Genomic DNA, 18,910 nt, shown 5'->3' with positions numbered 1-18,910 from the left:
ACAATTATTTTTTTGAAAATATAGAAAAAGAGCTATCGCTAGCGGATTTTTTTACCCTCTATTGCGACAGCTCCATTTTAATACATAAAAATATTAAAACCATGATATAATCAAACTAAATCAATGTTTAGAAAATTGGGGGAATAAGCATGAGTGGAAATTTTAGCTTTTTAAAAGATAATGATATATTTAAAAGTTTTTATAATGCTTGTGTTGAAGCAGAAAAAAGTATTTTAGTCAGTCCTGCAACTACTGCAATTCTTACAAGAAGAGCATTAGAGCTTGCAGTTAAATGGGTTTATAGTTTTGATGAAAGTCTTTATTTCCCTTACCAAGATAATTTATCAAGTTTAATACATGATAATAATTTTATTGAAACAATAGATTCTAAGTTATTACCACTTATTAAATATATAGTTAAGCTTGGTAATGTTGCTGTTCATACTAATGCAAATATTAAAAGAGAAGAAGCTGTACTTGCTCTTCATAACCTTCATGAATTTGTAGCTTGGATTGATTACTGTTATGGTGATTATAAAGCAGAGCCTTTTAATGAAGAATTATTAATGTATGGCGAAGATAAAAGAACTAGACCAGAAGAGCTTAAAGATCTTTATGATAAATTAAGTTCTAAGGATAAGAAACTTGAAGAAATAAGAAAGCAAAATGAAGAGCTAAGAAAAGAACTTACAGAAAAGAGAAAATCTAATTCTAAAAACTATGATTTCAATGTAGATGAAATAAGTGAATTTGAAACTAGAAAAAGATATATAGATATTGAACTTAAGCTTGCTGGATGGGAGTTTAATAAGGATATTGGAGAAGAAGTAGAAGTTTCAGGAATGCCAAATGATTCTAAAATAGGTTTTGTGGATTATGTTTTATATGGAGCTAATGGAAAACCTTTAGCTGTAGTTGAAGCTAAAAGAAGTAGCAAGGACCCTAAAATAGGGCAACAACAAGCAAAGTTATATGCTGATTGTTTAGAAAAACAATTTAATTCAATTTGGTACTTTTAGTTTTTAGGATTATTAATTGGTTTATGGTATATAATTAAGATAATATATTTGAAAGACTAATTTTAATTTTGATATAATTAAATATATAGTAAAGGAAAGTTGATATGGATAAATTAAAGATAGAAGATACTGTATTTTCTCAGGCTTTTGTTAAACAATTAAGTGGTCTTAAAGATATTTTTGGAATAAAAGGTACTAATTTTAGACCGCTAAGGGGAGATATAAAAGAAATACAATTAGATAGGCTTTCTGTTGATTTTATATATGAAGTTGATAATGAAAAACTTATACATTTTGAATTCCAAAGTACAAAGAAAAATGATGATATATATAGATTTCAATTATATGATGCTCATTTAATTTCTCAATACAAAAAGCCTATTGAAACATATGTAATATATACAAATGATATTTTAAAGGTAAATAATGAACTGGATTATGGGTCTGTTAAATATAAATTTAATCCAATTTATATGGGTAATTTCTCAGCAGATAAGATTTTGAATGATGTAAAAGAAAAGTTAGTCTCAGGAAAAGAACTTACATTAACTGATATTGCATGGTTAGAATTTACTCCATTAATGGATAGTGAAACAAGTAAAGATAAAGTAATAGAATCTGCACTAGAATTAAGTACAGATATTAGTGATAAAGAATTGAAAATTCAATGTCAAACTATTTTATTATCATTGGCATTAAAATTTAATGTTGAAATTAGTGATGAATTAGGGAGGAAGATACGTATGTCACCATTAGGGCAAAAGATATTTAATGAAGGTCAAATAGAAAAGCAAAAAGAAATAGCTAAAAATTTAATGGATATTCTAAACGATGAAATGATTGCAAAAAAGTGTGATTTATCATTAGAAGAAGTAAAGCTGCTTAGAAAAGAATATGAAGAAAAGAAATAGTGTTGAGTAATAGAGAAATCTATGGTTTTTTATTTTAAGAAAATAAGATTATTTAATGAAAAGTTAAAAGTACCAAATTGAGTTTTATATTAAATTCAATTTAGTACTTTTATTTTTTAGACTATTAATTTTTAATTAGCTTTAGCTTTTATAGCTGGTATAAATGTACGGAATAAGAATAAGCATAAACATATAACTGCAAAAATTATACCTACAGGATATGCAATTGTTGTTGTAAGTCTAAAGCCTTCTTGTGCATATAAAATATAGGTACAACTTACTGCTGACATAAAGGTTGCAGGAACTACTGCAATTAATGATGAAATTGGTTTATTTATCTTAGCATATTTAGCAAGATATACAGAACCTGCCCAAAGAACTATCATAGCTAGTGTTTGGTTTGACCATGAGAAATACCTCCAAACAACTGAATAGTCTATAAGTGAAATTAAATATCCAATTCCAAGTAGAGGAATAGCAAGCATTAATCTCTTAGGAATTTTAGTTTGATCAATTTTAAACCAATCTGATATTGTAAGTCTTGCACTTCTAAAGGCTGTATCCCCTGAAGTAATAGGGCATACAATAACACCAATCATAGCAAGAACTCCACCAACTTTACCTAAAAGGCCAATTGACATATCATATACAGTTGAAGAATTACCTCCACCTGCAGCAAGCAATCCACCAGTTCCTTTATAGAAAGCAATACCAGCAGATGCCCATATTAGAGCAATTATTCCTTCTGCAACCATAGCACCATAAAATATTTTTCTACCATCTTTTTCAGTTTCTATACATCTTGATATAATAGGTGATTGTGTCGCATGGAAACCTGAAATAGCACCACATGCTACTGTAATAAACATTAATGGCCAAATTGGAGCACCATCAGGGTGAAGATTTTCAAGTGTAATTTCCATCATTGGATTAGTACCATTATTTAATATTGTTGCACCTGCAATACCTACAGCCATAACAATTAAGCATATACCGAAAATAGGATATAGTTTTCCGATAATCTTATCAATAGGTAATAAAGTAGCAAGGAAATAATAAATTAATACAACAATTGTCCAGAAGGTTACATTCATAAAATTAGGTGTAAGTTTTGCTAATAAACCAGCGGGGCCAACCATAAATACAACGCCAACCATAACAAGAAGAATAACTGAAAATACTCTCATTACATTTTTCATTACTTTACCTAAGTAAATACCAACAATTTCAGAAATACTTGCTCCGTCATTTCTAACTGATAGCATACCACTTAGAAAATCATGAACACCACCAGCAAGAAGTGTACCAAAAACAATCCAAAGGTATACTGATGGCCCCCAGATAGCTCCTGATAATGCACCAAATATTGGACCAAGTCCTGCAATATTAAGAAGTTGTACTAAGAATGACCTCCAGGGTTTCATTGGCATATAGTCAACTCCATCTGGGTGGACTAATGCAGGTGTCTTTCTGTCAAACTCTGGCCCAAAGATTTTTTCAACAAGTTTGCTATATAGACAATAACCTATTATCAATATAGCTAGACAAACAAAGAAACTGATCATAAAAAGTCCTCCTAAATTAATAAAACGTTTACAATAATTTCTTAATAAATATATATGTAAAAAATAAATACTTATGATAAGCAATTAAAATAAATATTTTAATTGATAAATAATATCATTAAATAATAAAAAAGCTATTGCAAATAATAAAAAAAGGAATATAATAAGCTTATAACCCCACCCTAGGTGGGGGTGTAATAAAGGAGAATAATAATTTAAATAAATACTTTTATTTAAGGGAGTGATATAGGTGAATAGTAAATTTAAAATAAGTGGTATGACATGTTCTGCTTGTGCTAACAGAATTGAAAAAGTAGTTAGCAAAATGGATGGCGTTAAAGAGGCGAATGTTAATTTTGCAACAGAAAAACTTTCAGTAAGCTATGATGCAGATGCTATAAATTTTGGAGATATAAAAGCAAAGGTTGAGAAAGCTGGATATAAATTAATAAGAGAAGATGAGCAGAAAGTAGAAGAAAAGAGAAAGAAATTAGATGAAAAAGGAAAGCTATTGAGGAGGTTAATATTATCATTAATATTTGCAGTACCACTTTTAACAATAACAATGGGACATATGGTTGGTATGCCGTTACCTAAGATTATTGATCCAATGATGAACCCACTTAACTTTGCTATAATTCAATTAGTTTTAACAATACCAGTTATGATAATTGGATATAAATTTTATTATATTGGATATAAAAATTTATTTAAATTAAGTCCTAATATGGATTCTTTAATTGCAATAGGAACAAGTGCAGCCTTTATTTATAGTTTATATGGAACATATAAAATTTATACAGGTGATGGTTCTTATGCTATGAGTTTATATTATGAAGCAGCTGTTACAATACTTGCTTTAATAACTTTAGGTAAATATTTAGAAGCAATTTCTAAGGGAAAAACATCTCAAGCAATTAAAAAGCTTATGGGATTAGCACCAAAGACAGCTACTATTGTAAGAGATGGAAAAGAGTTAGGTATTCCTATAGATGAAGTTATTGTTGGAGATATAATTATAGTTAAACCAGGTGAAAAATTACCAGTTGATGGTGAAGTTATAGAAGGGGCTACTGCAATCGATGAAGCTATGCTTACAGGTGAAAGTATCCCAGTTGAAAAAACAGTTGGAAGTAAGGTAATAGGAGCTAGTATTAATAAAACAGGATTTATTAAATATAAAGCTACTAAGGTTGGTAAAGATACTGCATTATCTCAAATTATTAAATTAGTTGAAGATGCTCAAGGATCAAAAGCTCCAATTGCAAAAATGGCAGATATTATTGCATCATATTTTGTCCCAATAGTAATTGTCCTTGCAATACTTGCTAGTATAGGATGGATAATTGCAGGTGAAAATGGAGTATTTGCATTAACAATATTTATTTCAGTTTTAGTTATAGCTTGTCCATGCGCTTTAGGATTAGCAACACCTACAGCAATTATGGTTGGAACAGGAAAAGGAGCAGAATATGGAGTATTAATTAAGGGTGGAGAGGCTCTAGAAATTACCCATAAAATTGATACTATTGTATTTGATAAGACGGGTACTATTACTGAAGGTAAACCAGTAGTAACAGATATTATTACTACTACAATATCAGAAAATGAATTATTATCTATAGCGGCAAGTAGTGAAAAAGGTTCTGAACATCCTTTAGGTGAAGCAATAGTAAAAGGTGCAGAGGAAAGAAATATTAAGTTTAAAGAAATATCTAATTTTAAAGCTATTCCTGGTCATGGTATTCAAGTTGAAATAGAAGGTAAGACTATTTTACTTGGAAATAAAAAATTAATGAGTGAAAACTCTATTGAAGTTGGAGAATTAGGTGTTAAGTCAGATAAATTAGCAAATGAGGGTAAAACACCTATGTATATTGCAATAAATAATAAGTTAGAAGGTATTATTGCAGTTGCAGATACAGTTAAGCCAAGTAGTAAAGAAGCAATTGAAAATCTTCATAAGATGGGAATTAAGGTTGCTATGATTACCGGAGATAATAAGAAAACAGCGCATGCTATTGCAAAGCAAGTTGGAATTGACATTGTTCTTGCAGAGGTATTACCTGAAGATAAAGCAAATGAAGTTAAAAAACTTCAAGAAAAGGGTAGTAAGGTTGCTATGGTTGGGGATGGAATAAATGATGCTCCAGCATTAGCACAAGCTGATATTGGTATTGCAATTGGAACAGGTACTGACGTAGCTATTGAATCAGCTAATATAGTACTTATGAAAGGTGATTTAAGAGATGTTGCCACAGCTATTAAATTAAGTAAAGCAACTATTAGAAATATAAAACAAAATTTATTCTGGGCATTTGGATATAATGTTTTAGGTATTCCAGTAGCTATGGGAGTACTTCATATATTTGGAGGACCATTATTAAATCCAATGATAGGTGCAGCTGCAATGAGCTTAAGTTCAGTTTCAGTTTTAGCAAATGCATTAAGATTAAGAAGTTTTGATCCAAATAAATAAGTATAAATAGTTATTAATAATATTAAAATAAAGATATCTTAAAGAGGATGAAAGTGAGGAGATTTTATGAAAAAGAAAATATTAATTGAAGGAATGAGTTGTAAAAACTGTGTTGCTCATGTTACTGAAGCTTTAGAAGAATTAAATGATGCAACAGGAATTGAAGTTAATTTAGAAGGAAAGTATGCAGTTGTAGAAACAAATGAATCAGATGATTCAATAAAAGAAAAAGTTGAAGACATGGGATATGATGTAATCAAAATAGAAAATATATAGCAAAAAAAGAACTGATGTTAAATTAAATATCAGTTCTTTTTTTGATTGGTTATATAGCCATATCTTCTTTGGTGTTTTCTTGATTTAACAATCTAGGTGATGAAAGTTTAATGCCAATAGCTCCAATAGGGGCAGTGATTAATACACTTAAAATAGCAATAGCTTGCATTACTTCACCACCAGCAACACCCATTTGAAGAGGAATACCAGCTTTAGCAGATTGAACAGTTGCTTTAGGTAAGTAAGCTATAATACAAAAAATTCTTTCTTTAAAAGATAAGTCAGTTCCAATTAAAGAAATAGCAACACCTATTGATCTAATAGTTAAAGATATAATAAGCATTAATATTCCTATCCATAAATATTCTCCAACAAGAGATGGATTAATAGCCATTCCAACAAAGGCAAATAAATAAATTTTCCCATACTTCCAAACAACATTTATTCCATCTTGAATTTTAAGGGCTAAATCATTTAAAAAGGCTCTTAAGAAAAATCCATAAATCATTATAGTTAATAAAGAATTAAATATTTCTAAATGAAAAGTGTTTTCTACTAATCTAATTAATAAACAAATTATAAATGTAAGAATAACCCTTAAAGTATTAATTTTAATAGATTTTAATAATTTTTTAGTTAAAAATGCAAGTAGCCAGCCTATAAAAATACTAGTAAAAATAGTAATAGGAATTGAAAAAAGTTCACTAGCAATAGAAATAGATTGCCCATTATTACTAGACATATAAATTCCTAAAAAAGTTGTAAACAAAGTAATTGCAACAGTATCATCTGCAGAAGCACCAACTAAAAGCATTTGAGGAATTGCTTTATCTTGTCCGATTTTTCTTTTAATTAAATCAACCATTGATGGTACTAAAACAGCTGGGCTTACAGCAGCTATTATGAATCCTAGGATTGCACCTTGTACAAAAGTAAAATTAAGAAATATCATTGATAAAAAGGCAATTGTTAAGCCTTCTAGGGTTGCAGGTATTATACTTAATAAAATAGCAGGTCTACCTATTTGTTTCATTTGATTTATACTTATTCCTAGTCCACCTATAAATAATACTGTTACTAAGGCAATATCCTTGATATAGGGAGAGATAGTCAAAGTTGATTGTGGTACAAGATTTAAAAATGATGGTCCTACAATCATTCCAAGTAAAATCATACCTATAAGAGAAGGTAATTTTATAAGTTCTACTAATTTTCCACTATAATTAGCTAATATTCCTATTAATATTAAGCTAATTAGTATTACTAAAAATTTAATTAACATAAATAATCCTCCTAAAATAAAGTGAAAGTAAAAAAAAGCTAATGATTTCTACAACAAAAAAAGTTGTAGAAGTCATTAGCTTAATAAGCGGTTTTGATAAGTATCAAGGGAGTACTTCATTCCCTGTTTTTTGATTTTATCATAAGTAACTATATATTTCAATAAAGCCATTATTGGAAAACGATACAATATGTGTTCCAAAGGGTGAAATTATAATTAATTTTAATGAGTAAAATTTAAAAAGTATTCTATTTATAGGTATTATTTTTGTATTTAGGGAAATTTAATAAGTAATAGGTAAAAGGAGTGATATAGATGAAAAGTAAGACAATACTGAAATTGGTACTGATTTCTATAATAATAGGTAGCATTTCAGGGGTGTTTATAGGGATATTTTTAATACTTTTAGAAAATTCAGTAACTCTTAATTTGAAGTATGGATCTTTGATATTTATACTTCCTTTATCTGGTATGATAATGACTTTTCTTTATAGTAAATATGGTGGTAATTCTCAAAAGGGTAATAATATAATTATTGAAAATATAAATGGAAGCAAAGAAGAAATTAAATTTATTATGGCGCCATTAGTTTTTTTAGGAACTGTATTAACTCATCTTTTTGGTGGATCTGTAGGGAGAGAGGGAACAGGGGTTCAAATAGGAGGAACTATAGGAAATTCATTGTCTAAAGCCTTAAAAACTTCGGAAGAGGAAAAGAAAATATTATTAATAAGTGGTGTAGCTGCTGGATTTTCATCTGTTTTTGGAACACCTCTTACAGGAACAATATTTGCAATAGAAGTTTCAAAAGTAGGTAGTTTAAGCTATAACTCAATGATTCCAGCAATAACATCGGCTATTATAGGAAATTCAGTTGTTAAGCTTTTAGGCGTTAAACATACTCATTATAAAATACCACCAGTAGAGTCTATTAATCTAATTAATACTGCAAAAGTTATTATATTAGCAATTTGTTTTGGATTGGCTAGTAGATTATTTGTGTATATGACACAGTGGTTTAAGGAAAAGCTAATAAAATATTGTAAAAATCAATATTTAAAAATATTTGTAGGTGGTAGTTTGATGGTTATAGCTACATTAATTATAGGAAATAATCTGTATAATAACTTAAGTTTGGGATTGTTAAGTGATGCTTTTGATGGAAATGTGCCTTATTTAGCATTTATTATTAAGCTCATGTTAACCACTTTGTGTTTAGGAGCTGGATATCAAGGAGGAGAAGTTACACCATTATTTGTTATAGGTGCTACATTAGGAGCCACTTTATCACATATACTTGGTTTACCATTTGCATTTTCAGCAGCATTAGGTCTTGTTGGAGTTTTTTCTGGAGCAACAAATGCACCTATTGCGTGTTTTATGATGTATTTAGAGCTTTTTGGAGCAAATAATATTATATTTGCAATGCTTGTTTGTATGATAGCAGTTTTTATCTCAGGACATAAGGGGATTTATACATCGCAATTGTGGAACGAATAAAACACAAACAAATAATTCCAATATCAGTAAATCATACTTAAGATTTACTGATATTTTTTATTGGATGAATAAATGCATATAGCTTATATGTCATGGAAAGAATATAAACAAATTATATTATTGAAAGTGAGAGGACAATGATAGAAATTTTTAAAAAAGTAGATAATACAATTTTAAGATGGATAAATGTAAAGTTTAGAAATAAGACTTTCGATAAGATAATGCCCATTATAACCTCTGCAGGAAACTTAGGGATAATATGGATTGTGATATCTGTTTTGTTAATTACAAAAAAAGATTATAGAGTATTAGGGCAAACAATACTTATAGCACTTGTAATCACTACTATTATAGGTGAAGGAATAATAAAGAATATTGTAAAGAGAAAAAGACCATTTTATGGTGATGATGATAAAGAACTTTTAATATCAAGACCAATTACATATTCATTTCCTTCAGGGCACACTGCTTCATCTTTTGCTGTGGCAACTGTTTTTATTAAGACTGATAATGCTGCTTCTTTAGAAATAATGTTATTAGCATGTTTAATTGCTTTTTCAAGAATATATTTAGGAGTGCATTATCCTTCAGATGTTATTGGCGGTGGGATAATAGGAACTTTATGTGGATTAATAACTGTTATGTTGTTTATGAGTAAATTTTATTAAATATAAGTAAATTTATAGAGGGGAGTATAAGAGGAGTGGATATAAATAATATGCTTCAATATATAGGTAAGTATGGATATATATTTTTAGCAGTAATAGTTTTTTTAGAATATTTAAACTTACCAGGTTTGCCAGCAGGAATAATAATGCCTGCAGCCGGTATATTAGTTAAATCAGATGGATTAAATTTTATATATACTCTTATAATATCAGTAATTGCAGGATTATTAGGTAGTTTTATTTTATATATATTAGGACATTATTGTGGAAAGCCAATTTTGAGTAAATTACAAAATAAATTTCCAAAATCTAAAAAGGCGATAGATAAAATTTATAAATATATAGATAAATATGGGAATATAGGAATTGTTGTAGCACGAGTTATACCAGTTGCTAGAACGTTAATATCCTTAGTTGCTGGTACATTCAATATTGGATTTATAGAATTTACCTTATATTCAATTATAGGAATTACTATATGGAACTTTATATTTATATATGCAGGATATGCCTTTGGTTATTTATTCTTGAAATAGAAGTAAGTAATAATATTTTAAAAATTTATATATGAAAGAGACGATTTTTGTGTTAAAATTGTAATAAATTAACAAAGAATTAATATTATAGAAAGATGCAGAAATAAAAAGGGGTAATGCATTAACTAATTAAATGGTAATAATATGGGAGGAAAGTATGAACTTTAAAGTATTAAATGAGGATATTTATTTTCCAAATGAATTTGTTAAGCTAAATGAGATAAGGGGAGAATTCTTACAATTAGCTTTTAATTCAGTTTCAACATTTACTGAAGAATGTACTAAAAAATTCAATAGTATTGAACAACTATTAAAGGATGGAGAAAGCTTTGGGTATGAATATTTAAATAGTTATATTTCGAAAGCAATAGATATTATTAATGAATTTGGGATAAAAGAAATTGATAATGATACATTTAATAAAAAATACTATTTGAATAATTATTGTACATGGGAAAATACTTTAGAGGAAATAAATAATGATAATAACAAGGAATTTATAGATAATAAGATAGAAGATATAACATATGCTAAGTTAAATATTAATTCGGAATTAATAAGAAAGCCTTTTAAGTTGCAAGAGAAAAATATAATTTTAGATAGTGATAAAATTGAAAATGGTATTTCTATAGAAATAATAAATAAATTAGTTAATTCTATGATAGAAAGTATATTTAATATTAATTTTGCAATAATAGATGTTTTAAACTACAATAATGTGGATGCTGTATCATCATATAATAATGCTGAAGATATAAATAAATCAAATACTTTAATTAAAGAATTATTAGAAAATAAAATCTCAAAAGATGAAGAAGTAAATACTATAAAAGAGATAATAAAGTTAAATCCATATAATGAAAATATATATAAGGCATTATTGTACAAGTATGGGGATAAGGATAATCAATTAGAAGAATTAGGTGAATTCTTAGGATACGATAATATCCATGAATATAAATATAAGTTATTAGATGAATACTATAGAGGGCTGCCTAATTCTACAAAAGAAGATATAAATAAAGCTAAAGAGAGTATAGTATTATTTTCAAATAAACTTGGGATTAAAGAATACTCAGAATATGTGGACGAGCTTAATAAAATGCTTAAAGATCAAGTTAAAATAGAGGATTCAATAAAGACTAAAGAGATAGAAAAAACTATTCAGATGGCAACGGTAGAAGTTAATGAAAAGATTAGAAAAGATAAAAAAGATAATAAAAAGGTTTGGATATCAACAGGAATTATTGGCGCTAGTTTATTAGTAGTATATTTAATAATGACAGCATATTTTAATAATCATTTCTTCTTTAGAACATATATAAATGGAATTAATGTTACCGGAAAGAGTAGCAAATCAGCACAAGCTTTAATGACAGAAAAAGCTAGTGATTATGTTTTAACAATTAACGAAAGACATGATAATACTGAACAGTTAAGTGGAGCGGAGATTAGTTTAGAATATGATTTTAACAATGAAATAAGCCGATTATTAGAAGAACAAAATCCTTTTTTATGGATTAAATCTATGTTTTCTAGTAATAAATATACAATGACTGATGGTATTTCCTATGATGAATCATTATTAAAGCAAATTTTAGGAGAACTTAATTGTCTTAACGAATCAAATGTAAAAGATCCTGTAAGTGCATATATTAATTATACAGATGATGGATATGAAATTGTAAAAGAAGATAAAGGTAATAGAGTAAAATATGATGAATTTTATTCAAAGGTACTAACTTATATTCAAAATATAAATGATGTTTTAGATTTAGATAAAGAAGGTTGTTATGAAGAACCAAAGTATACTAGTGAGACAGATGTTGTGGTACAAGCTAAAAATACTATTGATAAATATATGTCATCAAAAATTACCTATAATGTATCAGGAGATGAAATTGTTATAGATTCAAGTTTGATAAACACATGGATTAATATAGATGAAGATTTTAATGTTACACTTAATGAAGATGCTATTAAAGAGTATGTAAATCAACTAGGGGATATTTACGATAATATAGGAAGCACTAGAACATTTACTAGATGGTCAGGTGAAGTTATAAAGGTTAGTACTACACCAGGAATATATTATATAGATAGAGATACAACTATTTCACAAATAGTTGAAGCAATAAGTAATGGTAGTGAAACAACTAAGGATTTATCATTTAAAACACCAACTGCTACAGATGACTATGTGATAAATACTTTTGTTGAAGTTGATTTAACTAATCAAACTGTTGTTTATTATAAAAATGGTGAATTAATTACTCAAGGAAATGTAGTTACAGGAAATGTTAGTGCAGGACATGCAACTCCTTCAGGTGTATATAGATTAGATTGGAAGGCTAAGGATTTTGTGCTAAGAGGGGATGGGTATGCTTCACCAGTTAGTTTTTGGATGCCATTTAATGGTGGAATAGGTCTGCATGATGCAAGTTGGAGAAGTAGCTTTGGAGGAAGTATATATAAAACTAATGGGTCTCATGGATGTGTTAATATGCCATATAGTGTAGCACAGGCAATTTATAATAATATAGAAGATAAGACTACAATAATTTGTAGATATTAATAATAACTTCGCAATACATTTAATAGTGTTATTGCGAAGTTATTATTATTTTAATATGAATAAATATAAAATTAAATTTGGAATATATAAATAAAATATGTATTTACAATATGAATGTTCGTGGTATAATACCAATAAGTGAATTTGTAAAAATCTCGTATAAAATCGGTAATTGGTCCGAAAGTTTCTACCTACTGACCGTAAATCAGTAGACTACGAGGAGTTGAAACTATATATTTTTTTATGTATAAGTAATGTCGGCACCTCAATTTATATGAGGTGTTTATTTTTTTATAGATATGTTTATAAGGGAGAGAAAGATAATGGATATTTTAAAAGAACGTATATTACAAGAGGGTAAAGCATTAAGTGAAACTGTATTAAAGGTGGATTCTTTTTTAAATCATGGTGTAGATGCAAGATTAATGTATGATATAGGAACTTATTTTAAGGAATATTATAAAAATCATGGAATAACGAAGATATTTACTATTGAAAGTTCAGGAATAGCACCTACAGTAATGACTGCAATGCAAATGGAACTTCCTATGGTAACTTTAAAGAAACAAAGTTCTAAAATTTTAAATGGAGATGTATATCAAACAACAGTACATTCATTTACAAAAGGTTCTGATTATGAATTAACATTATCAAAAAAATATATTTCTCCAGAGGACAATATATTAGTAATAGATGATTTTTTAGCAAATGGAGAAGCTGCTTTAGGTGCTATAAGATTAATTGAAGAAGCTGGAGCAAAGGTTGGAGGAATAGGAATAGTAATAGAAAAATCATTCCAACCAGGACGAGCTATTTTAGATGAAAAAGGATATGATGTTTACTCTTTAGCTAGAATTGGAAAGTTAGGAAAAGGAATTATAGAGTTCATTTAATTTACTATTTATAGTACTAAAGTTTTATAATTTAATAAGTAAGATATTAAAAAGGCATTTTGTTATTGAGACAAAATGTCTTTTTTATTACTTATAAATATGAGTTACTATTTAATAGACTTATATCCGAGTAAAACTTTAATTATTGGAAAAATTAAATATGAGATATATAGGAAGTTACTCACTGATACCACTAATTTATTATATCATTTAATAAAATGTTTTTTCCTATGCATAAAATTAGGAGGAAGTGCAATGAAATTAAATATGAATAAAGAAGAACTAAGAAAGTTCTTATTACATGCACCACAAGTAAGTATAATTAAGTATTATGAGAATATACATCCAGTTGATGTTCTTGATGTATTACGTGAGTACCCAGAAGATAGAAGTGATATTTTATGTAGATTACCAGAGGAATTAATTGCTGATATTATTGATGAAGCTGAAAATAAAGAAAAATATGATATTTTAATGGAGTTCTCTGAAAATAAGCAAAAAAATATTATAGAAGAAATGTCATCAGATGAATTAACAGATTTGCTTGGTATGTTGGATGAAGAACAAGCTAATAAAATATTAGAAAAAATGACAGATGAAGATGCAAGAAAGGTTCGTCAATTATTAAGTTATGATCCCGATACTGCAGCAGGTATAATGGCAACAGAATTTGTTGCACTTAAAGAAAATATGACAATTGAACAAACATTAAAGTATTTACAAAAATACGGTGAAGAAAATGAAAATATATATGATTTATATGTAGTAGATAATTTTGATAAGCTTAAGGGAGTAGTTTCAATCGTTTAGGTGGAGTAGATGAAGGTGAAAAAGTTGATGGAAAACTAAGTGAATCTGTGAAGAGTAGATTACCTTGGTTAATAGTGAATTTGTTTACTGCAATTTTAGCATCAGCAGTTGTTGGAGCTTTTGAGGGAACTATTCAAGCTGTTGTTTCATTAGCTACATTTATGCCCATTGTTACAGGTATGGGGGGAAATGCGGGAACACAAACATTAACTATTATAGTTAGAGGATTGGCTTTAGGAGAACTAAACTTCAAAAATATGAAGAAAGTATTTTTAAAAGAAGTGGGAGTTGGATTATTAACTGGTATAGCCATAGGAGCTATAATTGGATTGTTAGGATTCTTATGGGAAAGGAATTTAGTATTTGGAATAATAATTGGTGTGGCTATGGTTTTAAATATGGTGGTAGCTACAGTTACAGGCTATTTAGTACCAGTGGTATTAAAGAAGTTTAAAGTAGATCCAGCTTTAGCATCATCAATATTTGTAACAACATTTACTGATGTTTTAGGATTTTTCTTTTTCTTAGGATTAGCAACTCTTTTAATACAATATCTCCTATAAAGATAATAAAGTCCACTTTATTATCTTTATATTTTTATATAGTTAAAACAATAAATAATTATTTAAAAATTTCTTTAAAAGTTTACTGAAAACAATAATAATTTTCTTATATAAATGCAAAAACAGGAGCACTAGCAGATTACCCCTGTTTCAAACCTATTTTTGCCTGGTAGGTTTATGTATTAATTATACCATAAAAATACAAATAATAAAATAAGATATATCTATGATTTTGAGAAAAATATAAATTTTTATGAGATATTACAATAAAAAAAAGAAAATTGAAATAAAAAGCAATACGGATAATAATTGACAAAAAATATTAATGAGAATATAATAACTCTTGTAAAAGAGAATATCTCTATTAAAGGGGAGTAGTATAAAATATAGCATCAACAATCGCGGCTTATGCCTGGTGTTATATACCATTTGGGTTACGAGACTTTTAATATAATCCTTAAGTTACTGTTACTTAAGTTTGAGGATTATATTAAGGGTCTCTTTTTTTATTAATTAATAAGAGATAATCCTAAAATTATAAAATTTATTATTAAAAATAAGGAGGATTCTATGGAAAAGTATTTTTCTAAAACTACAGAAGAGTCATTAAATTATTTCAATGTATCAAAAGAGGGATTAAGCAGTAGACAAGCAAAAGAAAACTTATCTTATTATGGCTTTAATGAATTAAATCAAAAAAAGAAAAAAAGTGTAGTTCAAGTATTCTTTAGCCAATTTAGGGATTTACTAATATTTATTTTGATTGCTGCAGGAATAATTTCGATGTTAAGTAACAATGTAGAAAGTACTATTGTTATATTTAGTGTAATAATTCTAAATGCAGTATTAGGTACAGTTCAGCATTTTAAGGCAGAACAATCTTTAGATTCGTTAAAAGCATTATCAGCACCATGTGCTAAAGTAATAAGAGATAGTAAAAAGATAGAAATACAATCAAAAGATGTTGTTCCTGGAGATATTTTAGTTCTAGAGGCTGGCGATTTAATTACTGCTGATGGTAGGGTAATTGAAAGTTATTCATTGCAAGTAAATGAAAGTTCACTTACGGGAGAGTCTTTAAGTGTAGATAAAGTTACTGAGAAGATAGATAATGAAGAGGTAGCTTTAGGTGATCAGAAGAATATGGTGTTTTCAGGTTCTTTAGTAACTTATGGTAGAGCATTAATACTTGTTACAAGTACAGGAATGAAAACAGAAATAGGTAAAATAGCTACTCTTATGGAGGACACTCAGGAAAAGAAAACTCCTCTTCAAGTTAGCTTAGATGATTTTAGTAAAAAGCTTGCTGTTATAATACTAGCTATATGTGCAATTGTATTTGGATTATCATTGTATAGAAAAATGCCAGTTCTTGATTCATTAATGTTTGCAGTTGCTTTAGCAGTTGCGGCTATTCCAGAGGCCTTAAGTTCTATAGTTACTATTGTTTTAGCGTTAGGAACTCAAAAGATGGCTAAAGAAAATGCAATTATCAAAAAGCTTAGAGCTGTTGAAGGTTTAGGTTCAGTTTCTATAATATGTTCAGATAAAACAGGTACTTTAACTCAAAATAAAATGACAGTTAGAAAAATATATGTTGATGGAAAATTGATTAATGGATCTGAAATTTCATTAGATAATAGAGTTGAAGAATATTTAATTAAAAATTCTATTCTATGCAATGATTCAACTTCAAAGGATGGAAAAGAAATTGGAGATCCAACAGAAGTGGCATTAGTAAATCTAGGACATGACATTTCAATAAATGAATTAGAATTAAGAAAAGAGTATGAAAGAGTAGCTGAAATTCCATTTGATTCAGATAGGAAACTTATGAGTACTTTACACAAGATTGATGATAAAAATATCATGTTTACTAAAGGCGCTTTAGATGTTATTTTGGATAGAGTTAAATTTATAATGACTTCAGAAGGTATTAGAGAATTAACAGAGAATGATAAAAATAAAATATTAGATGTTAATAGAAGATTATCAGAGTGTGGTTTAAGAGTATTATCTTTTGCTTATAAGGAGTTAAATGAAGTTAAGGAATTAACTTTAGATGATGAATATGATTATATTTTTATAGGCTTAATTTCAATGATTGATCCACCAAGAGAAGAGAGTAAACAAGCTGTTGCAGATTGTATAATGGCAGGTATAAAGCCTATAATGATTACAGGTGATCATAAAATAACAGCATCAGCTATAGCTAAGGAAATAGGTATCTTAAGAGATGGAGATAGAGCAATCGAAGGATTAGAAATAGATAAAATGTCAGATGAAGAATTAAAAGAGAATATTGAACATATATCTGTTTATGCAAGAGTATCCCCAGAGCATAAAATTAGAATAGTAAGAGCTTGGCAAGAAAAAGGACAAATAGTTGCTATGACAGGTGATGGTGTAAATGATGCTCCAGCGTTGAAGCAAGCAGACATAGGTATAGCCATGGGTATCACAGGTACAGAAGTTTCTAAAGATGCAGCTTCAGTAATTTTAACAGATGATAATTTTGCAACAATAGTAAAGTCAGTTTCTAACGGTAGAAGTATTTATAGTAATATAAAGAGTTCTATAAAATTTTTATTATCAGGTAATACTTCAGGAATAATAGCAGTTTTATATTCTTCAATTATGGCTTTACCAATGCCCTTCGCAGCAGTTCATTTATTATTTATAAATCTTTTAACTGATAGTTTACCGGCTATAGCAATAGGTATGGAACAATCTAATAGAGATTTATTAAAAGATAGACCAAGGGGAAAAGATGAATCTATTTTAAGTAAAGATTTCTTATTAGGATTAGGGTTAGAAGGTTTATTAATCGCTATATTTACAATAATTGCTTTTTATTTAGGAAATCCTATGAAAACTCCTTTAACAGCTTCAACTATGGCATTTGCAACACTTTGTTTAGCTAGATTATTCCATGGATTTAATTGCAGAGGCAAAGGATCAATATTTAAATTAGGTATATTTTCTAATAAGTATATTTGGTATGCATTTGGAATAGGATTAGTGTTATTAAATGCAGTATTATTTATTCCAGGACTTCAAATGTTATTTGAAGTAGAAAACTTATTGGCAATTCAATATGTGCAAATATATGTATTAGCATTTATACCAACATTAATAATTCAAATATTTAAGGTTATAAATGAAATAGTAGAAAGTAAGAAATCAAAAAGAAAAGTTTCAGGCAATTCTAATGATGGATTAAAAAATATAGCATAATTAAAATAGTTAAGTACCTAAATAGGTTTTAAATATATTACTAATTTAGGTGCTTTTTATTATATAAAAAAATAAAAGAAATATTTGGGAAAATAATGTTGACTAATTTAGTAGGATAAGCATATAATAATAATATAAACATATGAACAATTATTCATATGTTAAAATGTAAAAATAAATATTATTTTAAATACAAATACTATTTATGATAGGAGTGAATATACTATGAAAACTAATGTTGATAATAATATTGAGAGTTGTTCCTGTAATGTTATACATGGAGAAATAGTCAATAAAGTTAAGGAGAAATTACCAAAAGATGAAGTCTTATATGATTTAGCAGAATTATTTAAGGTTTTTGGAGATAGTACAAGAATAAAAATACTTTGTGCATTATTTGAATCGGAAATGTGTGTTTGTGATTTATCAGCTTTATTAAATGTTAGTCAATCAGCAATATCACATCAACTAAGAGTTTTAAAATCTTCTAGACTTGTTAAATTCAGAAGGTCAGGAAAAATAATTTATTACTCTTTAGATGATGAACATATTAAGCATATATTTGATGAAGGGTTAAAACATATCACTGAATAGAT

General features: G+C 27.9%; 14 protein-coding genes, 1 pseudogene and 2 riboswitches. Of the genes and pseudogenes, 13 read left to right on the top strand and 2 right to left on the bottom strand.

Annotated features, from left to right (window positions below):
• Positions 1-149 precede the first annotated feature (149 nt).
• Positions 150-1,001: pseudogene (locus I2E98_RS11905) on the top strand (DUF4145 domain-containing protein); the annotation flags it as partial.
• Between the two features lie 122 nt (positions 1,002-1,123).
• The gene (locus I2E98_RS11900; protein ID WP_195469115.1) at positions 1,124-1,930 is read left to right on the top strand and encodes a hypothetical protein; all 807 of its coding nucleotides are present in this window, start codon (positions 1,124-1,126) and stop codon (positions 1,928-1,930) included.
• Positions 1,931-2,061: 131 nt separating this feature from the next.
• On the opposite strand, the gene I2E98_RS11895 is transcribed toward I2E98_RS11900, so the two are convergent.
• On the bottom strand, positions 2,062-3,495 hold the full coding sequence (locus I2E98_RS11895) for a carbon starvation protein A (RefSeq protein WP_195469114.1): 1,434 nt from the start codon (positions 3,493-3,495) through the stop codon (positions 2,062-2,064).
• Positions 3,496-3,745: 250 nt separating this feature from the next.
• On the opposite strand from I2E98_RS11895, the gene I2E98_RS11890 reads away from it, so the two are divergent.
• Together I2E98_RS11890 and I2E98_RS11885 are read left to right on the top strand one after the other, a co-directional pair.
• Positions 3,746-5,974, top strand: a complete 2,229-nt coding sequence (locus I2E98_RS11890) for a heavy metal translocating P-type ATPase (protein ID WP_347708035.1) — start codon at positions 3,746-3,748, stop codon at positions 5,972-5,974.
• Positions 5,975-6,040: 66 nt separating this feature from the next.
• Positions 6,041-6,250 (top strand): heavy metal-associated domain-containing protein, encoded by a 210-nt coding sequence (locus I2E98_RS11885; RefSeq protein ID WP_195469113.1) that lies wholly within the window; start codon positions 6,041-6,043, stop codon positions 6,248-6,250.
• A gap of 49 nt (positions 6,251-6,299) precedes the next feature.
• Here the strand turns inward: I2E98_RS11885 and I2E98_RS11880 are convergent, their stop codons facing one another.
• Positions 6,300-7,532 (bottom strand): cation:proton antiporter, encoded by a 1,233-nt coding sequence (locus I2E98_RS11880; protein WP_195469112.1) that lies wholly within the window; start codon positions 7,530-7,532, stop codon positions 6,300-6,302.
• Between the two features lie 59 nt (positions 7,533-7,591).
• Positions 7,592-7,665, bottom strand: a riboswitch (Fluoride riboswitch).
• Positions 7,666-7,847: 182 nt separating this feature from the next.
• On the opposite strand from I2E98_RS11880, the gene I2E98_RS11875 reads away from it, so the two are divergent.
• The 9 genes from I2E98_RS11875 (at position 7,848) to I2E98_RS11840 (ending at position 18,908) form a co-directional block, all read left to right on the top strand.
• Positions 7,848-9,032: a chloride channel protein gene (locus I2E98_RS11875; RefSeq protein ID WP_195469111.1), complete on the top strand. Its 1,185-nt coding sequence runs from the start codon at positions 7,848-7,850 to the stop codon at positions 9,030-9,032.
• 137 nt (positions 9,033-9,169) lie between these two features.
• On the top strand, positions 9,170-9,700 hold the full coding sequence (locus tag I2E98_RS11870; RefSeq protein ID WP_195469110.1) for a phosphatase PAP2 family protein: 531 nt from the start codon (positions 9,170-9,172) through the stop codon (positions 9,698-9,700).
• Positions 9,701-9,735: 35 nt separating this feature from the next.
• Positions 9,736-10,236, top strand: a complete 501-nt coding sequence (locus I2E98_RS11865) for a DedA family protein (protein ID WP_195469109.1) — start codon at positions 9,736-9,738, stop codon at positions 10,234-10,236.
• Positions 10,237-10,393: 157 nt separating this feature from the next.
• Positions 10,394-12,811, top strand: a complete 2,418-nt coding sequence (locus I2E98_RS11860) for a L,D-transpeptidase family protein (protein WP_195469108.1) — start codon at positions 10,394-10,396, stop codon at positions 12,809-12,811.
• Between the two features lie 135 nt (positions 12,812-12,946).
• A riboswitch (purine riboswitch) is annotated at positions 12,947-13,047 on the top strand.
• Positions 13,048-13,134: 87 nt separating this feature from the next.
• Positions 13,135-13,704: a xanthine phosphoribosyltransferase gene (locus I2E98_RS11855; protein WP_195469107.1), complete on the top strand. Its 570-nt coding sequence runs from the start codon at positions 13,135-13,137 to the stop codon at positions 13,702-13,704.
• A gap of 255 nt (positions 13,705-13,959) precedes the next feature.
• Positions 13,960-14,514 carry a CBS domain-containing protein gene (locus I2E98_RS16345; RefSeq protein WP_347708034.1) on the top strand — a complete coding sequence of 185 codons (555 nt, stop codon included), beginning with the start codon at positions 13,960-13,962 and terminating at the stop codon, positions 14,512-14,514.
• Between the two features lie 47 nt (positions 14,515-14,561).
• Positions 14,562-15,077 (top strand): magnesium transporter, encoded by a 516-nt coding sequence (locus I2E98_RS16340; protein ID WP_347708033.1) that lies wholly within the window; start codon positions 14,562-14,564, stop codon positions 15,075-15,077.
• A 570-nt stretch (positions 15,078-15,647) separates the two neighbouring features.
• Positions 15,648-18,314, top strand: a complete 2,667-nt coding sequence (locus I2E98_RS11845) for a cation-translocating P-type ATPase (RefSeq protein WP_195469106.1) — start codon at positions 15,648-15,650, stop codon at positions 18,312-18,314.
• Between the two features lie 225 nt (positions 18,315-18,539).
• Complete coding sequence (locus I2E98_RS11840) at positions 18,540-18,908, top strand: metalloregulator ArsR/SmtB family transcription factor (RefSeq protein ID WP_195469105.1); 369 nt, start codon at positions 18,540-18,542, stop codon at positions 18,906-18,908.
• Positions 18,909-18,910 lie beyond the last annotated feature (2 nt).

The organism is Clostridium sp. D43t1_170807_H7, from assembly GCF_015555905.1.
Lineage (GTDB): Bacteria > Bacillota > Clostridia > Clostridiales > Clostridiaceae > Clostridium.
The sequence above is the reverse complement of the archived record's forward strand: the minus strand, read 5'-3'. Positions and strand labels throughout refer to the sequence as shown.